This is a genomic window from Vibrio clamense, from assembly GCF_050337905.1.
GTDB lineage: Bacteria > Pseudomonadota > Gammaproteobacteria > Enterobacterales > Vibrionaceae > Vibrio > Vibrio cortegadensis.
In genome coordinates this window covers 16,701-33,296 of the sequence record NZ_JAKJTJ010000018.1, presented here as the reverse complement: position 1 = coordinate 33,296, position 16,596 = coordinate 16,701, and the positions used below count along the sequence as shown (strand labels likewise).

At 41.4% G+C, this 16,596-nt stretch carries 15 protein-coding genes; 8 read left to right on the top strand and 7 right to left on the bottom strand.

Annotated elements, in window-relative coordinates; all coding sequences use genetic code 11:
- Window positions 1-340 precede the first annotated feature (340 nt).
- The gene (locus tag L4C39_RS00880) at window positions 341-1,129 is read right to left on the bottom strand and encodes a M48 family metallopeptidase (RefSeq protein ID WP_017051234.1); all 789 of its coding nucleotides are present in this window, start codon (window positions 1,127-1,129) and stop codon (window positions 341-343) included.
- Window positions 1,130-1,233: 104 nt separating this feature from the next.
- Between L4C39_RS00880 and L4C39_RS00875 the strand changes: the two genes are divergently transcribed.
- From L4C39_RS00875 to L4C39_RS00860, 4 genes are all read left to right on the top strand, one after another.
- Window positions 1,234-1,680: a hotdog fold thioesterase gene (locus L4C39_RS00875; protein WP_429743881.1), complete on the top strand. Its 447-nt coding sequence runs from the start codon at window positions 1,234-1,236 to the stop codon at window positions 1,678-1,680.
- A gap of 63 nt (window positions 1,681-1,743) precedes the next feature.
- Window positions 1,744-1,977: a DUF3389 domain-containing protein gene (locus L4C39_RS00870; RefSeq protein ID WP_017051236.1), complete on the top strand. Its 234-nt coding sequence runs from the start codon at window positions 1,744-1,746 to the stop codon at window positions 1,975-1,977.
- Between the two features lie 115 nt (window positions 1,978-2,092).
- Complete coding sequence (locus L4C39_RS00865) at window positions 2,093-3,814, top strand: SgrR family transcriptional regulator (RefSeq protein WP_429743879.1); 1,722 nt, start codon at window positions 2,093-2,095, stop codon at window positions 3,812-3,814.
- Window positions 3,814-4,065 (top strand): hypothetical protein, encoded by a 252-nt coding sequence (locus L4C39_RS00860; protein WP_017051238.1) that lies wholly within the window; start codon window positions 3,814-3,816, stop codon window positions 4,063-4,065. Before L4C39_RS00865 ends, L4C39_RS00860 begins: the two co-directional genes overlap by 1 nt.
- 105 nt (window positions 4,066-4,170) lie before the next feature.
- On the opposite strand, the gene L4C39_RS00855 is transcribed toward L4C39_RS00860, so the two are convergent.
- Complete coding sequence (locus tag L4C39_RS00855; RefSeq protein ID WP_113798040.1) at window positions 4,171-5,439, bottom strand: O-acetylhomoserine aminocarboxypropyltransferase/cysteine synthase family protein; 1,269 nt, start codon at window positions 5,437-5,439, stop codon at window positions 4,171-4,173.
- Window positions 5,440-5,585: 146 nt separating this feature from the next.
- Window positions 5,586-7,229: a glycoside hydrolase family 13 protein gene (locus tag L4C39_RS00850; protein WP_429743876.1), complete on the bottom strand. Its 1,644-nt coding sequence runs from the start codon at window positions 7,227-7,229 to the stop codon at window positions 5,586-5,588.
- A gap of 219 nt (window positions 7,230-7,448) precedes the next feature.
- Between L4C39_RS00850 and L4C39_RS00845 the strand changes: the two genes are divergently transcribed.
- Window positions 7,449-8,375 carry a LysR family transcriptional regulator gene (locus tag L4C39_RS00845; protein WP_429743874.1) on the top strand — a complete coding sequence of 309 codons (927 nt, stop codon included), beginning with the start codon at window positions 7,449-7,451 and terminating at the stop codon, window positions 8,373-8,375.
- Window positions 8,372-8,692 (top strand): divalent-cation tolerance protein CutA, encoded by a 321-nt coding sequence (cutA, locus tag L4C39_RS00840; protein WP_429743872.1) that lies wholly within the window; start codon window positions 8,372-8,374, stop codon window positions 8,690-8,692. The genes L4C39_RS00845 and cutA overlap by 4 nt, the downstream gene beginning before the upstream one ends.
- A 55-nt stretch (window positions 8,693-8,747) precedes the next feature.
- Here the strand turns inward: cutA and L4C39_RS00835 are convergent, their stop codons facing one another.
- Window positions 8,748-9,368, bottom strand: coding sequence for a DUF2238 domain-containing protein (locus L4C39_RS00835; protein ID WP_429743870.1), 621 nt, complete (start codon window positions 9,366-9,368; stop codon window positions 8,748-8,750).
- Window positions 9,369-9,628: 260 nt separating this feature from the next.
- Here L4C39_RS00835 and L4C39_RS00830 point away from each other — a divergent pair, with 260 nt between their 5' ends.
- Complete coding sequence (locus L4C39_RS00830) at window positions 9,629-10,468, top strand: isopenicillin N synthase family dioxygenase (protein ID WP_017051244.1); 840 nt, start codon at window positions 9,629-9,631, stop codon at window positions 10,466-10,468.
- A 185-nt stretch (window positions 10,469-10,653) separates the two neighbouring features.
- Complete coding sequence (locus L4C39_RS00825) at window positions 10,654-11,271, top strand: DNA-J related domain-containing protein (protein WP_171756330.1); 618 nt, start codon at window positions 10,654-10,656, stop codon at window positions 11,269-11,271.
- A gap of 237 nt (window positions 11,272-11,508) precedes the next feature.
- Here L4C39_RS00825 and L4C39_RS00820 read toward each other — a convergent pair whose 3' ends face one another.
- From L4C39_RS00820 to fabV, 3 genes are all read right to left on the bottom strand, one after another.
- Window positions 11,509-13,170 carry a P-loop domain-containing protein gene (locus L4C39_RS00820; RefSeq protein ID WP_429743867.1) on the bottom strand — a complete coding sequence of 554 codons (1,662 nt, stop codon included), beginning with the start codon at window positions 13,168-13,170 and terminating at the stop codon, window positions 11,509-11,511.
- An 85-nt stretch (window positions 13,171-13,255) separates the two neighbouring features.
- Window positions 13,256-15,166, bottom strand: coding sequence for a bifunctional diguanylate cyclase/phosphodiesterase (locus L4C39_RS00815; protein ID WP_017051247.1), 1,911 nt, complete (start codon window positions 15,164-15,166; stop codon window positions 13,256-13,258).
- Between the two features lie 213 nt (window positions 15,167-15,379).
- Window positions 15,380-16,576 (bottom strand): enoyl-ACP reductase FabV, encoded by a 1,197-nt coding sequence (gene fabV, locus L4C39_RS00810; protein WP_429743865.1) that lies wholly within the window; start codon window positions 16,574-16,576, stop codon window positions 15,380-15,382.
- Window positions 16,577-16,596 lie beyond the last annotated feature (20 nt).

Sequence of the window (16,596 nt, the reverse complement as noted above, 5' to 3'; positions counted from 1 at the left end):
TGTTTTATAGAATGCGCACGTTCCAAACTTAATGGAATCTTGTACTCTATGTAGGATTGCACAGGTTGTTTGAGCTATAGAGTACGGGATGCGTAATTTTTGATATTCACCCCAGTTATGGATTTCATTTAGAACAAATATTGATCTTCATTACAAACAAGGTGATTTTCATTTCATGGAGGTAGCACGAGGTCTTACCAGTAAAATCAATGAGATATATGAGGTAGCTGGCATAAAGATGAGTTATATATGATGAATAAAAAACTCCATCACTTAGGCGGTGACAGAGTTTGATAAGCTGAAGTTAGTCTGGCTCTTGAGCTGTTGATTCGGATGAAATTTATGAGCAGTTGGGGTGCGGTGTACCATAATTTGGCAGTTGAGAGATTTTTACCTGCAAATCTTTTATTCTTGTGCTGTGAGAAGGGTGGGTAGATAGCAATTCAGGTGGTTGACTCCCTCCCGATGCTTTCGCCATGTTTTTCCACAAATCTATGCTCTGTATTGGATCAAAACCAGCTTTCGCCATGAACTCTAACCCTACAATGTCGGCTTCAGATTCTTGTGTTCTGCCATAAGGTAAAATAACACCATATTGTACGCCTAAGCCGAGCGCTGACATGGTGATTTTTTGGTACTGTTTATACTCAGACGCACCAAGCGCGGCACTCGTGAGTTGCAACCCCGCATTCGCTAACTGTGATTGAGATAAACGTTCGTTACTATGGTCTGCCAACACGTGCGCTATTTCATGTCCAATAACGGTCGCAAGCTGGTCTTGATTCTTCGCGACGTTCAATAGACCAGTGTATACACCTATCTTTCCACCGGGGAGAGCAAAAGCATTGACTTGATCGCTATCAAACACCACCACTTCCCATTCAGTGACCCCAGGCTGTTTAGGGACATATTGAGTGATACTATTCGCTACACACTGTACGTAAGCATTTACCTTTTTGTCTTCGCTGATTGGCTGTTCTTTTTTCATCTGTTCGAAAGAATTGGCTCCGAGTTTCGACATATCTTGATCAGAAAAAAGTAGAAGTTGATTTCTTCCCGTAGGAGAGGCGCTACAAGCTGTAAGCCCCATAAGAGCGACTAAAACAGAAGCTTTAAACAATGTTGCCATTTATAATCCCTATATCGCGTGGCGTTATCATCTGATAATGATACCATTTATAACTATCTACAGAACAGAACCCTCAAGTTACATCACCAAATTTAGGATTATCCATGAGCATTTGGAAGAAACCCATCGATCTAGAACGGTTAAATGCAACGTCAAAAAATACCTTGATAGAGCATCTCAATATTATTTATACCGATTATACGGATAACAGCCTAAGTGCCTCGATGCCAGTTTGTTCTTTTACACAACAGCCATTAGGGATGTTACATGGTGGTGCATCGGTGGTGCTTGCTGAGACATTGGGTTCTCTTGCCGCGAACTTCTGCGTGGGTGATGATGCTTATTGCGTGGGGCTTGATATCAATGCTAATCATGTTCGTTCTATGAGAGAAGGTCATGTGATTGGTACTGCTACCCCGATTCACCTCGGAGTTTCAACGCAGGTATGGCAAATCAATATTACTGATGAGCGTGAACGATTAGTTTGTACGAGTCGCTTAACTATTGCAGTAAAGAAAATTCGAAACGAAGCTAAGAAATTAAGAAATTAAGAAATTAAATATTGGGGCTTCGGTGACGGATGCCCAATAGCAACGAGTGTAGTGAATCATTAAATGGTTATAGAATTTAAAAGCGGAAAAATTATTGTGACCGCGCATGAGTTGGTTGTGCGTGTTATTGGCGAGCATATGCTGACGATGCAAGCTCAAACAGATGCTGTTCAGCTCATTGGCCGAGGTGCGAATGTCATTTCAGTTAACGGGGCTGAGTGCAAATGGTCAATTAAACTCGATAATGTAGAGCAACTGGAGCAACTCTCGGCAGAAATGGGGGTAGCAATACAATAATTTGCTTAATGGAAGATCTCATCACAGAATAGTCACGCAGATATATTGTAGCTTGGCTATTTTTGTATAAAATAAGGAAACGCTTATTGTTATTTTTATATGAGATTTCCTCTTTATGAGCAGCCCAAGACTCCGTGTCCAATTTGAAACGTTATTTGAACACTACAATGGTCAAGATGTTGGCATCCAGCTAGAGGATGTGACCGACGTTCTATGCTGTACTCGGCGTAACGCCCGTATCGTACTCAATAAACTAGCCGAAGAGGGCTGGATCGAATGGCACCCGGCAGCAGGGCGAGGAAAACTTTCTCAGCTGCTATTTAAGCGTAACCGAAATGATGTCAGTTTAAATTTAGCTCGGCGTTATTTAGAAGATGGAAAAATAGGCCAAGCATTAAACGTCCTAGATAGTGATGCTGGCAAGCTGACTCAAGTCATACAGAGCTATCTTGGCGTGCAGCATCAAGAAGGGCAGCAAGTTATACGACTTCCGTATTATCGCTCTCTTTCTATGTTGAACCCTCTAAAATCAATGCGTCGCTCAGAGCAACACATTTCACGTCAGGTTTTCAGTGGCTTGACTCGTTTAGATGAGTTTGAAAATGTTCAAGCTGATCTTGCCCACACTTGGCAATCACTCTCTCCGACGCATTGGCGTTTTTATATTCGCCCTGGTGTTCGTTTTCATAATGGTGATCCACTGCTGGTGGAGCATGTCGTAGAAAGCATTTGGGCACTACGGTTTATCAATCTCTTTTCTCATATTGATACCGTGTCATCGCCATCAAATTGGGTGGTGGATATTCACCTACAAAAACCCGATCATCACCTGCCTCTGCTGTTAAGTGAATCCGAAGCGAAAATACTGCTTCCTGAATCGATTAGAGATGATGACTTCGATCTCTTACCTATTGGGACAGGACCTTACAAAGTGGAAAAAAACACGGAAAAGCGTTTGATCTTAAGTGCTTTTGATGGCTATTTTGGATTTAGACCGCTGGTGGACCAAGTTGAGGTATGGGTAATTGAAGAGGCCTATTCATCTATGGTATTTCCGAGTTTAGCACACCCGATCAAGTCACAACGTGGTGATTTTTCAGGAGATGTTGAGTTAGACCCAGGGTGTACTTATCTTCTATTAAATCGTAAGGATGGAGCTGCTCGTTCGCCTGAATGGGCTGATTACCTAAGTTGCAAATTAAATACGTTGCAAGTCTTTAAACAATTACCAGAAGACAAAATAACAGAACTTGGCATTTTACCCGCACATGGATTAAAACCGGGTTGGTACCATCATGGATTAGATCAGCGACAAGTGACACCACCAGAGCCAAGAAACCTTACTATTGCTTACCATGCTCAGCATCCAGTTTTCCCTAGCATGGCAAAGGCCATCGAAAAAATCCTTAAAGAAGATGGGATCTCAATAGAATTTATTACTTATGACCTAACCGTTCCAGATACAAAGTTGGTTGATATATGGATCAAACCAATGGGAATTGGCACCAGTCGTGATGATGCATTGGCCGGATGGTTGCTCAATTACAGTGATATTGAATTTTTAAGTAAAGCGGATGACTTCAATCGTTGGAGTTCACTGATTGATACTTGGCGCGCGGATAAGACAACGCTTTTCCCTGCAAAAGAACTCGGAAAGCAACTGATTGAAAGTAGACAGATAATCCCAATGTTCCATTGTTGGTTGGGTGTAAGCCAAGATCATTGTGGATCTCTACAGAATGCTAAATGTAATGCGTTAGGTTGGTTTGACTTTAGCCAGGTTTGGGTTAAACCAGAGATAGACAACTCAACTGTTTATAGCGAAAGTGATGAATAATGGCAAAACCGAATAAAAAGCAGCCGACTAAAACCGTCGATATTTTCTGTGCCAAATGTCGCGCGAAGCTATTCAAATACCGAAAAGGGGGAAAGGGCGCATTAGTTAAATGTTTCAAAGAACGAATTGTAGAAGACTTTACAACATCACCATGTCATTGCCCTGAATGTGAAATGGAGTTTGCGCGAGATACTCTAGTTAGAGGAACGCCTGCTTTTAAAATGATCGGTGGGAAAGTGACCATGAAGTAAACTGAACTAATTCCAGACGTTTAATCAACTCTTAAAATTACGCACTACTGTTCATTTAAACAGTGGTGCGTAAAAGGGCACTGATCTTAAGCTTAAGTACGTTTATTAAGCACTTAACGCTTGTTCTAAGTCTGCAATAATATCGTCGATGTGCTCGATACCGACAGATAAACGGATCATTTCAGGTTTCACGCCCGCCTCTTTTTGCTCTTGTTCACTCATTTGTCTGTGGGTGGTTGAGGCTGGGTGGCACGCTAACGATTTTGCATCCCCGATATTCACCAAGCGTTTGAATATTTGTAGTGCATCATAGAAACGAACCCCTGCTTCATAACCATCTTTCAGCCCGAAGGATAGAATGGCAGAAGGTTTGCCCTTCATGTATTTTTGAGCAAGATGATGATGGTCTGAGTCTTCTAAACCTGCATAACTTACCCAACTCACTTTCTCATGCTGTTGTAAGTAATTAGCAACCTTCAATGCGTTCTCTGTGTGGCGTTCCATTCTCAAAGAGAGCGTTTCAAGCCCTTGAAGTAACATAAACGCATTCATTGGAGAGAGTGCGGCACCTGTATTTCTCAAAGGTACGGTGCGAGCTCGGCCGATAAATGCAGCCTCACCAAACGCTTCAGCATAAACAACACCATGATAAGACGGCTCTGGTTGGTTAAATACGGGGAAGCGTTCTTTGTGTTCCGCCCAAGGGAATTTACCGGAATCAACGATCATTCCGCCAAGCGTTGTACCGTGGCCACCAACGTATTTGGTCAGGGAGTGAACGACAATATCAGCACCGAATTCTATTGGTTTACAAAGCACAGGAGTTGCGACCGTATTATCAACGACAACGGGTACTCCTTGAGCGTGGGCAACATCAGCAATCGCTTGTAGATCAATAATATTACCAGCAGGGTTACCAATTGATTCGCAATATACGGCTTTAGTATTCTCATCTATTAGTTCTGCGATGCTTTCCGCTTGGTCATCTTTTGCAAAGCGAACTTCTACACCTTGGCTTGGTAGCATGTGCGCGAACAACGTGTAAGTACCACCGTAAAGTTGCGGTGTAGAAACAATGTTATCCCCAGCTCTCGTTAACGTTTGAATAGCGTAGTTAATTGCTGCGCTTCCCGCACTTACCGCCAAACCTGCGATGCCACCCTCTAATGCTGCCATGCGTTTTTCAAGCACATCATTAGTCGGGTTCATAATACGAGTATAAATATTCCCTGGAACTTCTAAATTAAACAGGTCAGCACCATGTTGGGCACTATCAAATTCATAAGCGACGGTTTGATAAACAGGAACGGCTACGGATTTAGTTGTTGGGTCACTTTCATAACCGTGGTGGATCGAGAGTGTTTCGTCTTTCATTGTTCATCCTTGAATTGAGAAATGGTTGCCCACCAGAATAGAACAATATTGAAACAAGAGTCACGCAGAGATTTAAACTTTTTTATAACACGAAAAAAGGCGCACAGAAATGTACGCCAAATGGACAACTACAAAAAGGATAGGGGTTATGAGATTTTTAGCAGTTTAAATGCCAGAGACTCATAAGGTTGAAGTGACACTGTATCGTTTAGTCGGCTTGTCTCTTCATAATTATAAATCAGACAGCTAACGTCTCTATTACTCAGTTCTGCTGGCAGGTCGAGATTAATTTGCTGATCACTAAAGTTGCTGATGACAAACAGAGTCTCGTTTTCATCTTGACGCAGATAGGCAAACACTTTGTCATGATCTTCATATATTGGCGTAAACTCGCCATAGACAATCACAGGATGCGCTTTACGAATTTGAATCAATTTTTGGTAGTGATAAAAAATTGAGTCGCTATCATTCAGTGCATTCTCTACATTAATCTCAGGGTAATTTGGGTTCAGCTCGATCCAAGGCGTTCCTTGAGTAAAGCCTGCGTTATCCGCATTAGACCAATGCATTGGCGTTCGTGCGTTGTCACGACTGTTTTCATGAATTGCGTCCATCATCGCTTCATGCGACACGCCGGATTCAGTTTTCACTTTATAGAAATTAAGCGTTTCGATGTCTTTATATTGCTCAAGAGTCTCAAACGCTACGTTGGTCATGCCGATCTCTTCACCTTGATAAATGTAAGGTGTGCCTTTTAAAAAGTGCAGAGTGGTTGCGAGCATTTTTGCTGACTCCACTCGGAACTCTTTGTCGTTCCCGTATTTAGAGACCACCCGAGGCAGATCATGGTTGTTCCAAAATAGAGAGTTCCAACCTTGATCGGATAACTCTACTTGCCATTTGGTTAATACTTGCTTGAACTCTTTCAAGTCCAAATCAATTGGAGACCATTTTTCGCCATCTTTCCAAGTCAGGGTAATATGTTCAAATTGGAACACCATAGAGAGTTCTTCTCGCTCTGGCGCACTGTACATTTTGGCAATTTCGGGTGTTGCTCCCCAAGTTTCACCCACCGTGAGCAGGTCTTTATCACCAAAAGTCTGTTGATTCATTTCTTGAAGCAGTGGGTGCAAACGTGGGCCATTGCCAGTGATGCCTTTATCGATCTCTTTGCCTATTAAGTCGATAACATCTAGGCGGAAACCGCCGATACCTTGGTCTATCCACCAATTCATCATGTTATGAACTTCTTGCTGAACTTTTGGGTTCTCCCAATTGAGATCAGGCTGACGTTTAGAGAATAGATGGAAGTAATATTGCTGTGTTGCTTCGTCCCATTCCCATGCACTTCCGCCGAAAATAGAACCTTGGTCATCTGGTGCGCTTCCATCTGCTTTTGCATCTCGCCAGATATAGTAATCACGGTATGGGTTGTCTTTTGATTTCTTGGCTTCAGTAAACCAAGGGTGTTCATCTGAAGTATGATTAACAACGAGATCCATAACGACTTTGATATCTCGATTTTTCGCTTCATCAAGTAGTCTTTTCATGTCATCCATAGTGCCGAACTCTTCGGCGATGGCTTGATAATCAGAAATATCATAGCCATTATCGTCCATCGGTGAACGGTAGACAGGAGATAACCACAGAACATTGATACCAAGGTTTTGTAGATAATCGAGTTTACTGATGATGCCTGGTAAATCACCAATTCCATCGTTGTTAGAATCGCAAAAGCTGCGTGGATAAATTTGATAAACAACGGCGTCATGCCACCATCTTTTGTCCATGGGAAATACCTTAATTATGTGCATTTTGATGAGGCTACTATAGAAAACAATAAGGCAAATTAAAAATAGGAAATTATTGCCTTGTTATAGGAATAAGCTATATCATGAGGAATTATAGACATTACTTGTGTCAAACACGAATAGTGGCGAAATTACGTTCAACAAGAAATGTGATGTTGAGCAAATCGACCAACGGCTTAATGGTATAGAGAGGTGAAAATGAACAAGCCCTACCGCTATTTTTTGATGGTGGCACGTGAAGGAAACATTAAAGCGGCATCGGAAAAATTGCATATAAGCCAACCTTCACTTACTGCTGCAATTAAAAAGCTAGAATTAGATATCGGCGTTGACTTGTTCATTCGACGCTCAAAAGGGGTGGAGTTAACCAATTATGGCCGTTTATTTCAGGAGCATGTGCAAGAGCAGCAAGAGAAGCACGCTCACTTGATGCATAAGTTCACCGATATGCAGCAGCGCCATTTTGGTAAAATCAAATTAGGTACAGGTGAAGCTTGGTGGGAGCGCTTTGTCCGATCTTCAGTTAAAACGTATCAAGATCAATCTCCGGGATGTGCTTTTCATCTTGAATTTGGTAATAACCTTTCGCTGATTCATCATCTTGTTCAAGGTGATATTGATCTTTTTGTTGGTCATGAAGTGAATGGGTTGCATGAACGTTGCCGGGTTAATTTCCAACCTTTATTTCAGGAAAAAGAGGCGTTATATGTGCGCACAGGGCATCCACTCCTCAGCTGTAATTTGAGTGTTACAGAACTTATTGAACGCCAGAAAGATTTTCCGCTTTTACGGGTTACTCCAGATCATGCTAGACACCATTCAGTACTGGCGGACCATTTAGCTCAGCACCAAATGATTCGTAAAGATGGTCAAGATAACCGATTAATTTACGATGTGGATGCAGTTCCTGCCAGCATTGATATGCTTAACATGACGGACGCTGTGATGCCTTACAGCAGTGAAATGCAACGTTGGATGGAGAGTAAAGGGATCGAAACGTTACTGGTCAATGAAGATCAAATCGGCAATGTCGGAATTTATACGAAACAGGGGCATGATGATGAGAAAATTAGCCTTCTTATTGACTTAATAAAGCAAGATAGCTTGGAGAGAGGTGAAGGATGAACGCACAGGAATTTTGTATCGTGCTAACAACAACTAATCAAGAGGCGGAAACGAATCAAATAATTGAATCATTGCTCAGCCATCAACTTGCCGCTTGTATCCAGACCATGCCAATTCAAAGCCATTACGTATGGCAAGGGGAGGTATGTTCCGATAATGAGAAGCTTCTTATCATTAAAACTAAAGCGTCTCTTTATAAACAAGTTGAGTCCATGATCAATGACTTACACAATTATGATGTTCCTCAGGTTGTGCAAGTCTCAATTGAAAATGGCTCGAATCCATATCTCGCTTGGTTGGATGAAACGACAAAATAGCGATTGTTTGCTCTTTATTGCTTATTGCTTATTGCTTACGATTCATCGTTCATTATTACGATGATAGCGGTTTGGTTGCCATTCGGCGTTGTATCACCATTAATATTAGTGATAATAGAGCGCCGGATGTATCACACAACATATCCTTTTGTGCGTCCCAGATATCGCCTTGAGAACCCAAAAATGCAATACCTTCTTCTCCACCAGCAAGTGCCGCATACCACCATTCAATAATTTCATATCCAGCTGCCACTGCCATCATGGCAAACAGACCAAATAACCCCGCTAATATAGGTTGGCATAGCTTTTTTCTAATCAAATATTCAGCAATTGGGTAGGCATAAAAACCAATTGAGAAGTGAGCGATACGATCGAAGTTGTTTCTTTCGGAGCCGATAAGTTGGTTAAACCAATCGAATGGCACTTCGGAAAAGGTATATTTTGCCCCGATGGTATGCAGTCCAAGCCAAATAAACATCAAAAAATAAGCGGTTCGGCTAAAAGTAAGCTTAGTTGATGCCCAGAAAATTACCCCGAGAATACCCAAAGCCGGGATGATTTCAGCGAACCAAATCGCTCGTGAATGGGGTGAATAGGCCGAAAAAATAAATATTACCGAATAGATAACCGTTAGATAGTAAAGTGCTTTATTTTTTAGAATGGATTGTGTGGGCATTGTTTATCCTGAATTACTGAAGCTGGATTTATGATCTTATGCACATATAAAGCGTGCTTTCATGTATCGTGACATAATTTAAAACACTGTTCAATTGTATTTAATATTTCATTCAATCAGTATGTACGAATTATGTTTAAATTGTTCCTTTTCGCACACTATTTAATCTAACAACTCACATCATTTCATTAAAGTTTGATTTACATTGTTGTCACTCATAAAATCGACGGCTCAACCATATAACAAGAAAGTATAAAGTCATGAAATTGGAAACCGTTGATTACCTTGCTGATGATGCAGCAGAGCAATTTGTCAAATCACTACGTGAAACTGGATTTGGTGTACTGAAAAATCACCCGATCCCGAAAGAACTTGTTGAGTCAATTTATGAGAATTGGCAAACGTTCTTTAATTCAGAAGAAAAAAATAACTTTACCTTTAACCCTGCAACACAAGACGGCTACTTTCCACCGTCAGTATCTGAAGTGGCAAAGGGCCATACCGTTAAAGATATAAAAGAGTATTTCCATGTTTATCCGTGGGGACAAATACCGGAACAGCTAAAAGAGCAAATTTTAGATTACTACGCTCGTGCTAACGCGTTTGCGGAAGAGTTACTTGGCTGGGTAGAAGCTCATGCACCCAAAGAAGTACAAGAGAAGTTTTCCATTGCGCTTTCTGAAATGATCAATGGCAGTGATAAAACGTTGCTGCGTATTCTTCACTACCCACCAATGACAGGTGATGAAGAACCTGGTGCAATTCGCGCTGCCGCTCATGAAGACATCAATTTATTAACGGTACTTCCTGCGTCAAATGAACCTGGCCTGCAAGTAAAAACCCAAGAGAATGAATGGCTTGATGTGCCGTGTGATTTCGGTAATTTGATCATTAACATTGGTGATATGCTGCAAGAAGCATCGGGTGGTTACTTCCCATCCACCACTCACCGTGTGATTAACCCATCAGGTGAACGCCAAGAGCATTCTCGAATTTCATTACCGCTTTTCTTACATCCTAAACCTGAAGTGGTTTTGTCTGAGCGTTACACAGCTGACAGTTATTTAATGGAACGCTTACGTGAATTAGGCGTGATTTAGTCAAAATATAAGTCGTATTCACATTTTAGTGGTGTGCGACAATCAAGTTAATTTCAATCGCTCAGTTAATGGGCGATTTTTTTGTCGTACAGTTCAAGAAGTCGAGTAACAATGTAATAGTTACTCGACAAATCGGCTCAATTGGATTTGAATTAAGCTGTGTATCGTCATTCTTTAAGAGCCTCATGCAAGAAAACCAAGAGATCAAAGCCACGTTTCAAACCTATATGGAAAACCCTCTGTTATGGCCCATGCTTGAAGAGCTGAAAAAACAGCCTTCGGGATGGAAAGTACATACGTTAGCATCTCACCTGAGTGAGCTTGGTTATATTCCTGTTCTCGATGATAGTCCTGAGAAGGATTTGTTTAAAAAAAACTTTTTAATTATGAATGCACTATATCAACTTCAGGAGACGCTCTACCCAGACAACTGGTTGCAAGTTGAAGCGATGAGTATTGAGTTGATGTCCGGTACGCAGTCACATTTACATGAGATTGATCTTAATGATCCTCTACGAGATTACTATACGCATTGGATAAACTATGAGGCTAACGAGGGAGAAGTGAAGCGGTTACTGAATGAGTTTTGGACTCGTTACCGCCAATCTGTCGGGAGTACTAACGGCTCAGATATGGACAGAGAAAAAGCGCTGCGCCTGTTTGAACTTTCACATGACTCTACTCAAATTCAAATTCGTAAGAAATGGCGTCGTCTTGCGTTGAAGTGGCATCCTGATAGAGAGCACGGCAATGCTGAAAGGTTCAGGGTATTGTGTGAGGCATGGAATATATTACGTCACTAGAACATGACCCTGTCACTTTGGCGGTGTGAAAGATAAAAAGGGAGTGATATGTGGTTTCAATCAACCGACATATCACTCTTTTTTAGATCTTACAGAAGATAATTGACAGTAAAACTGGCGTTTAGCTTATTGCTAAGAGCTAAGAGCTAAGAGCTAAGAGCTAAGAGCTAAGAGCTAAGAACCAAGAGCTTTAACAACAGGTTTGCTTAAGTTTTGTCTAAGCCGTTCGATATTTGTTTACTGGTTATCACTTGATTTAAATTGAGATTTGCGCATACGGTTTAGAGCGGCCATTACATCTAGTGTGCGTGGCTTTGCTAAATCACCAACATTAGGCATAGTTTGGTGCCAATCATCAGAGAGAAGTCGATTGATCTCTTGAGATGGGTTCTCTTGCCAGCCAGCATGTTGAGCCATTTGGAACCAAGTCCAACCGATAGCATTGACTTCAGAGCTTGACTCTAACTGCTCCAACGCACTCAAATCAGTAAACTCTTTACCAAAACGTAAAGAGTCTTTTCCTTTTGCGGTTACGCGGAACTTACCATCAACAAGGATGTTCATCAGAGCATTACAAAACAAGCTACGAGGTTGGAACGCTTCTAGTGAAGTTTCACACTCATTGTTTCTTTGAGATGGGTGCTGCTCGATGACTTTTTTCGCTTTTTCAGTGACATCTACCGCTTGGTAATCATGCATTTGAATCACAGTATCAGCCACATCGAGATAATCACCTGAACCGCCCATAACCACCATGGTTGAAATATTCAGCTCATCTCGTAATTGACCAATACGATCGACTAACGGAGTGATCGGCTCATCTCCTTTACTGACCAATGCTTGCATACGTTCATCACGGATCATAAAGTTCGTTGCAGACGTATCTTCATCAATCAGTAAAGACGTTGCACCTGCTTCGATAGATTCTTGTAACCAAGCGGCTTGAGAGGTTGAGCCTGAAGCATCTTGAGTCGTGAAATCAGCAGTGTCTTTACCCATAGGTAAGTGGTTAATGTAATCAGATAAATTAAGATGGTGGACACAGCGACCGTCTTCAGCACGAATCTTCATTGCATTACGATCTGTAACGATACCTTCACGACCGTCACCAGGAATATGGTTGTAGATTGAACGCTCAATCGCATTCAATAGTGTTGATTTACCATGAAAGCCACCACCAACAATAAGCGTGATACCTGTAGGAACACCAAGGCCTTTAACGTCACCTTTATTAGGTGTGTTTAATGTAACTTCAAGAGAAGAAGGGGCAACAAAAGCAACCGCATCTTTCATTGGAAAATCACAATTACCCGCAGTACGTGGCAGAACGCTACCGTTTGCAACGAAGGCTGCCAGTTGCTTGCCTGCTAACTGGCTACGCATTGACTCTTGATCCTCAGCACATTCACAATGCTTGATCATAGCCTCAAGATTAAGCTCTCTTTCGATCGTTGAACGACGAATAAATTTTGGCAAGTAGAACGTAATAATGTTGCTCGCTTTCTTAGCCAGAATGCTTCGACCATCAGCGGGTAAGTTGATGCGGAATCGAATATCAATTCCTTCTTCTGTAAATACAACAGAAGTACTATCAAGAATCGTTTGTCCCGTTAAGGCAATAGAGATGCTGCTTTCTTGCTTGGCAAATTCCGCAAAGCTACGAGCAATAAAATCACGAGCTGCGATTTGATAAGCCGCTGATTTTTCCGTTAACCAACCTAAACCGGTTAAAGACCATGCTCTTGTCGCTCGAAAGCGAGAAGCCGAAGCAAACGGGTCGCCTTGGATATGATCGATATGAAGCTGGAAATCACCAAAGTCATACTGACCTTTGATCTGTTGATATGCACGATAGTTCTGTTTTTCAAGCTTTTTCAGCTTAGCAGTCAACTGATCCATAACGAAATTTGCCTATTAAAAAAGATAAAGGCGGCGATTATAGAAACCGCCACCTTAGGAGTAAAGGGAAACTGCATCAAATTAGTTATTGATACGTAAATTGAGTAGAGCCGATATAGTTTTGATTAATCAATCCTTGCTCGAAATCTTGGCAAGTCATTGGTTTTCCATAGAAATACCCCTGACCAATATCACAGCCTTCATCAATGATGAAATTCTCATGTTCTTGCGTTTCTACCCCTTCAATAATCACTTTTAAATCCAATTTCTTAGCGATTTGAACAATTGAACGAACAATCTCTTCATCATCAACACTTTTATCGATTTGCTGAACAAAACTCTTGTCTATTTTTATGCAGTCGAACGGGAATTTTTTAAGGTACGCAAAAGAAGCATACCCAGTACCGAAATCATCTAAAGAGAGGGTAATACCCAGATCGTGTAAATTTTGAAGTGTATTTCGTGCGACGGCTTCATCGGCAATCAAACCGCTTTCTGTCACTTCTAGTTCTAAGTAACTAGGGGGAAGGTGATAAGTTTCCAGTAAGTGTTGTACCTGATCGGCAAAGTGCACATTTTTTAGCTGAATAGCTGATACATTAACCGCCATCTTAAAGTGGTCAACATAATCTGACCACTCCCGTGCTTTTTCAATCGCCGCTCGTAAAACAAAATTGCCGACCTCGAAGATTAAGCCATTTTGCTCTGCCATGTGAATAAGAGTTTCATTAGAAATATCCCCAAGAACCGGATGACGCCAGCGTAAAAGTGCTTCTGCTCCTGTCCATTTATGAGAAGTAGGGCATACCTTAGGTTGGAAGTACAACATCAGGTCATCATTTCTGACTGCTTGTAACAGGTAGCTTTCAAGTTGATTAATATGAGATTGACTATCGGACAGTGATTGAGAGAAAAATCGGTATTTGTTGCCTGAATCTTTACATGCGATCATCGCTTCGTTGGCGTGTTTCAAAACATCACTTGCGATTTGTCCATCTTTGCCAGTGGCAATACCAATAAAAGCATGTAAGTGGATTTTATCGTTTTCAATAAAGAACTCGGAATGCCCAACCTCAATTAGCTTATGGCACAAAAGCTCCAAATGTGTGGAGATATCGTTGGCTCTTATTGCGATAGCAAGGTCGATTGATGTTGGTCTCGCGGTGATTGTTTCTATAAGGTCGATTCCACCAATACGATCACGATAGCGTTTTAATACCTCGTCGAAGGCATGGTAGCCATACTTGGCTTGAATACGCCGCCCATTAGTAAAACCAATATGTATCACTGCAATCTCAGAGGTGTTCCCAACTCGATTTTTCATCAACTTATCAAGTTCAGTTTCAAAAGCGTTTCTGTTTAAGAATCCGGTGCCAGAGTCATGGCTTTTTTGGTATGAGATCTGTTGTTCAGCGGCTTTACGCTTATCGATTTCTTGATTAAGTGAGTAGTTTAGACTGGCTAAGTCCTTTGTTCTGGTTTTTACTCGGTATTTGAGTTCATCATTGAGACAAAGTAGTTTCGCATGTTGATAGAGTGTTGTGAGTTGTGATTCGATAGAAATTCGAAAGCTTTCTAACAATTCACGATACATAGGAGAGTAATGATTTTCTTTGCTGTCTAAAACACAGATGGTGCCGAAAGCATCGCCATTTGGCCAGTTCAATGGGATCCCGCAATACGAAATCATACCGAGGGCAATATCAGGGTTTGATTTCCATTTATCATCTTTAAGGGCGTTGGGCACAAGCAGTTCTGAATTTGAATTAATGACGGTTTCACAATAGAGCCCCTTGCCCAGTGACTCGCTATCACCAGTTAAGTAAGGGTTTTCGGGAGAGTTGCTTCGGCAGAACACTTCAATGTGCTTAGGATGAACTCGCATGATCAGCGCCGAAGGTACAGAGATGATTTCGGCTAATAAATCCACAATATTCTGCCAGCCAAGCTGCATGTTCTCAGGAATTGACAACTCTTGCGTATTGATTCTTGTCATATCGTTATGGATATCCTTATTGTTATGTATTGCAAACCCTTCCTAGGCTTGATGATATTCATCATATATTGATAATCTGAACAATATACCCTAAGTATACGAAGGGTTATTCAATGTAACAAAAAAAAGTCCCAAATAAATATTGGGACCTTAACCATTTGATATTGTCTTAAAAATAAGAAGACATTATAAATTAACACCTTAAGATATATGTTAAGGCTCAAGCATTTCAAGATCTCCCATCGAAATCGGTTTGGAATAATCTATATTGGCAAAGGAAAAGCCGTTAAGTTGCATGAATTCATGTTTAAATCCACGATAATCCCCAATCTCGGCAAAGTTAGTCTCATTCATTTTTGACAATAATTGTGAAACTTCATGCTGTGTTTCAGGATCAAGCTCTTTGTCATCCATTCTTAACAGACGCTCACCATCTACAGGGACTTTATCTTGACCGAATAACTTACTTGAGAAAAGGCGTTGCATCTGTTCGATACAACCTTCGTGTGTCCCTTTTTCTTTCATTACTTGGTATAGAGCCAAAATGTATGGGCTTAACCCCGGAATGAAAACGCTCGCCTTTGTCACTAGAGCCTTACAAACCGTTGCATAAGCACCACCATCAAAGTTAGCGAGTTTTAAGTTCAGCGAATGGCTAGTTTGGTGTAAATCGATTTTGGCCCGGCCCAATGTTCCGTCGAGATAAATAGGGTGGGTGACTTCAGGGCCGATGTAAGAAAATGCGATAGTTTGGCAACCTTGAGCAATAGACTCGGTGTTGATCAAGGTGTCAATCCAACGCTCCCAATCCTCACCCCCCATGACTTTAACGGTGGCATCCGCTTCTTCTTCCGATGCCGCTTCAATTTCAGCTTCTATCCATTGGTCTGTTTCTAAATCAATCGATGAACCCGTGACATTGTCACCTATAGGTTTTATTGCAGAGCGCCAAAACTCACCATTATCTTTTGGTCTAACGCCAGCGGCTAAGCTGTAAATGACTAAATCTACTTCACCTTCAAAATATGTCTCTATCGCCTCGATCACTTGCTCTTGAACGGTATTTGAAAATGCATCACCGACAATATTAACGGCAACGCGGCCTTCATGTTCTGCTTGCTGCTTGAAGAATATATTGTTGTACCAACCAGCAGTACCAACGCCTTTCTCCGATGGTCCTCTTTCAAATGAGACACCAATTGTATCTGCTTTGCTTCCGCCAAAGGTTGCGGCAATACGAGAAGCTAAGCCAAAACCGGATGATGCGCCAATAATTAGAACACGTTTAGGGCCATCAACAATCTGTTCTGCATTTTTAACATATTGGATCTGCTGCTTGATGGATTCTTCACAGCCATACGGATGGGCTGACCGTGCAACAACCCCTTTAATTACTGGTTTGATGAGCATATTTTTATCCTAAATTCGCT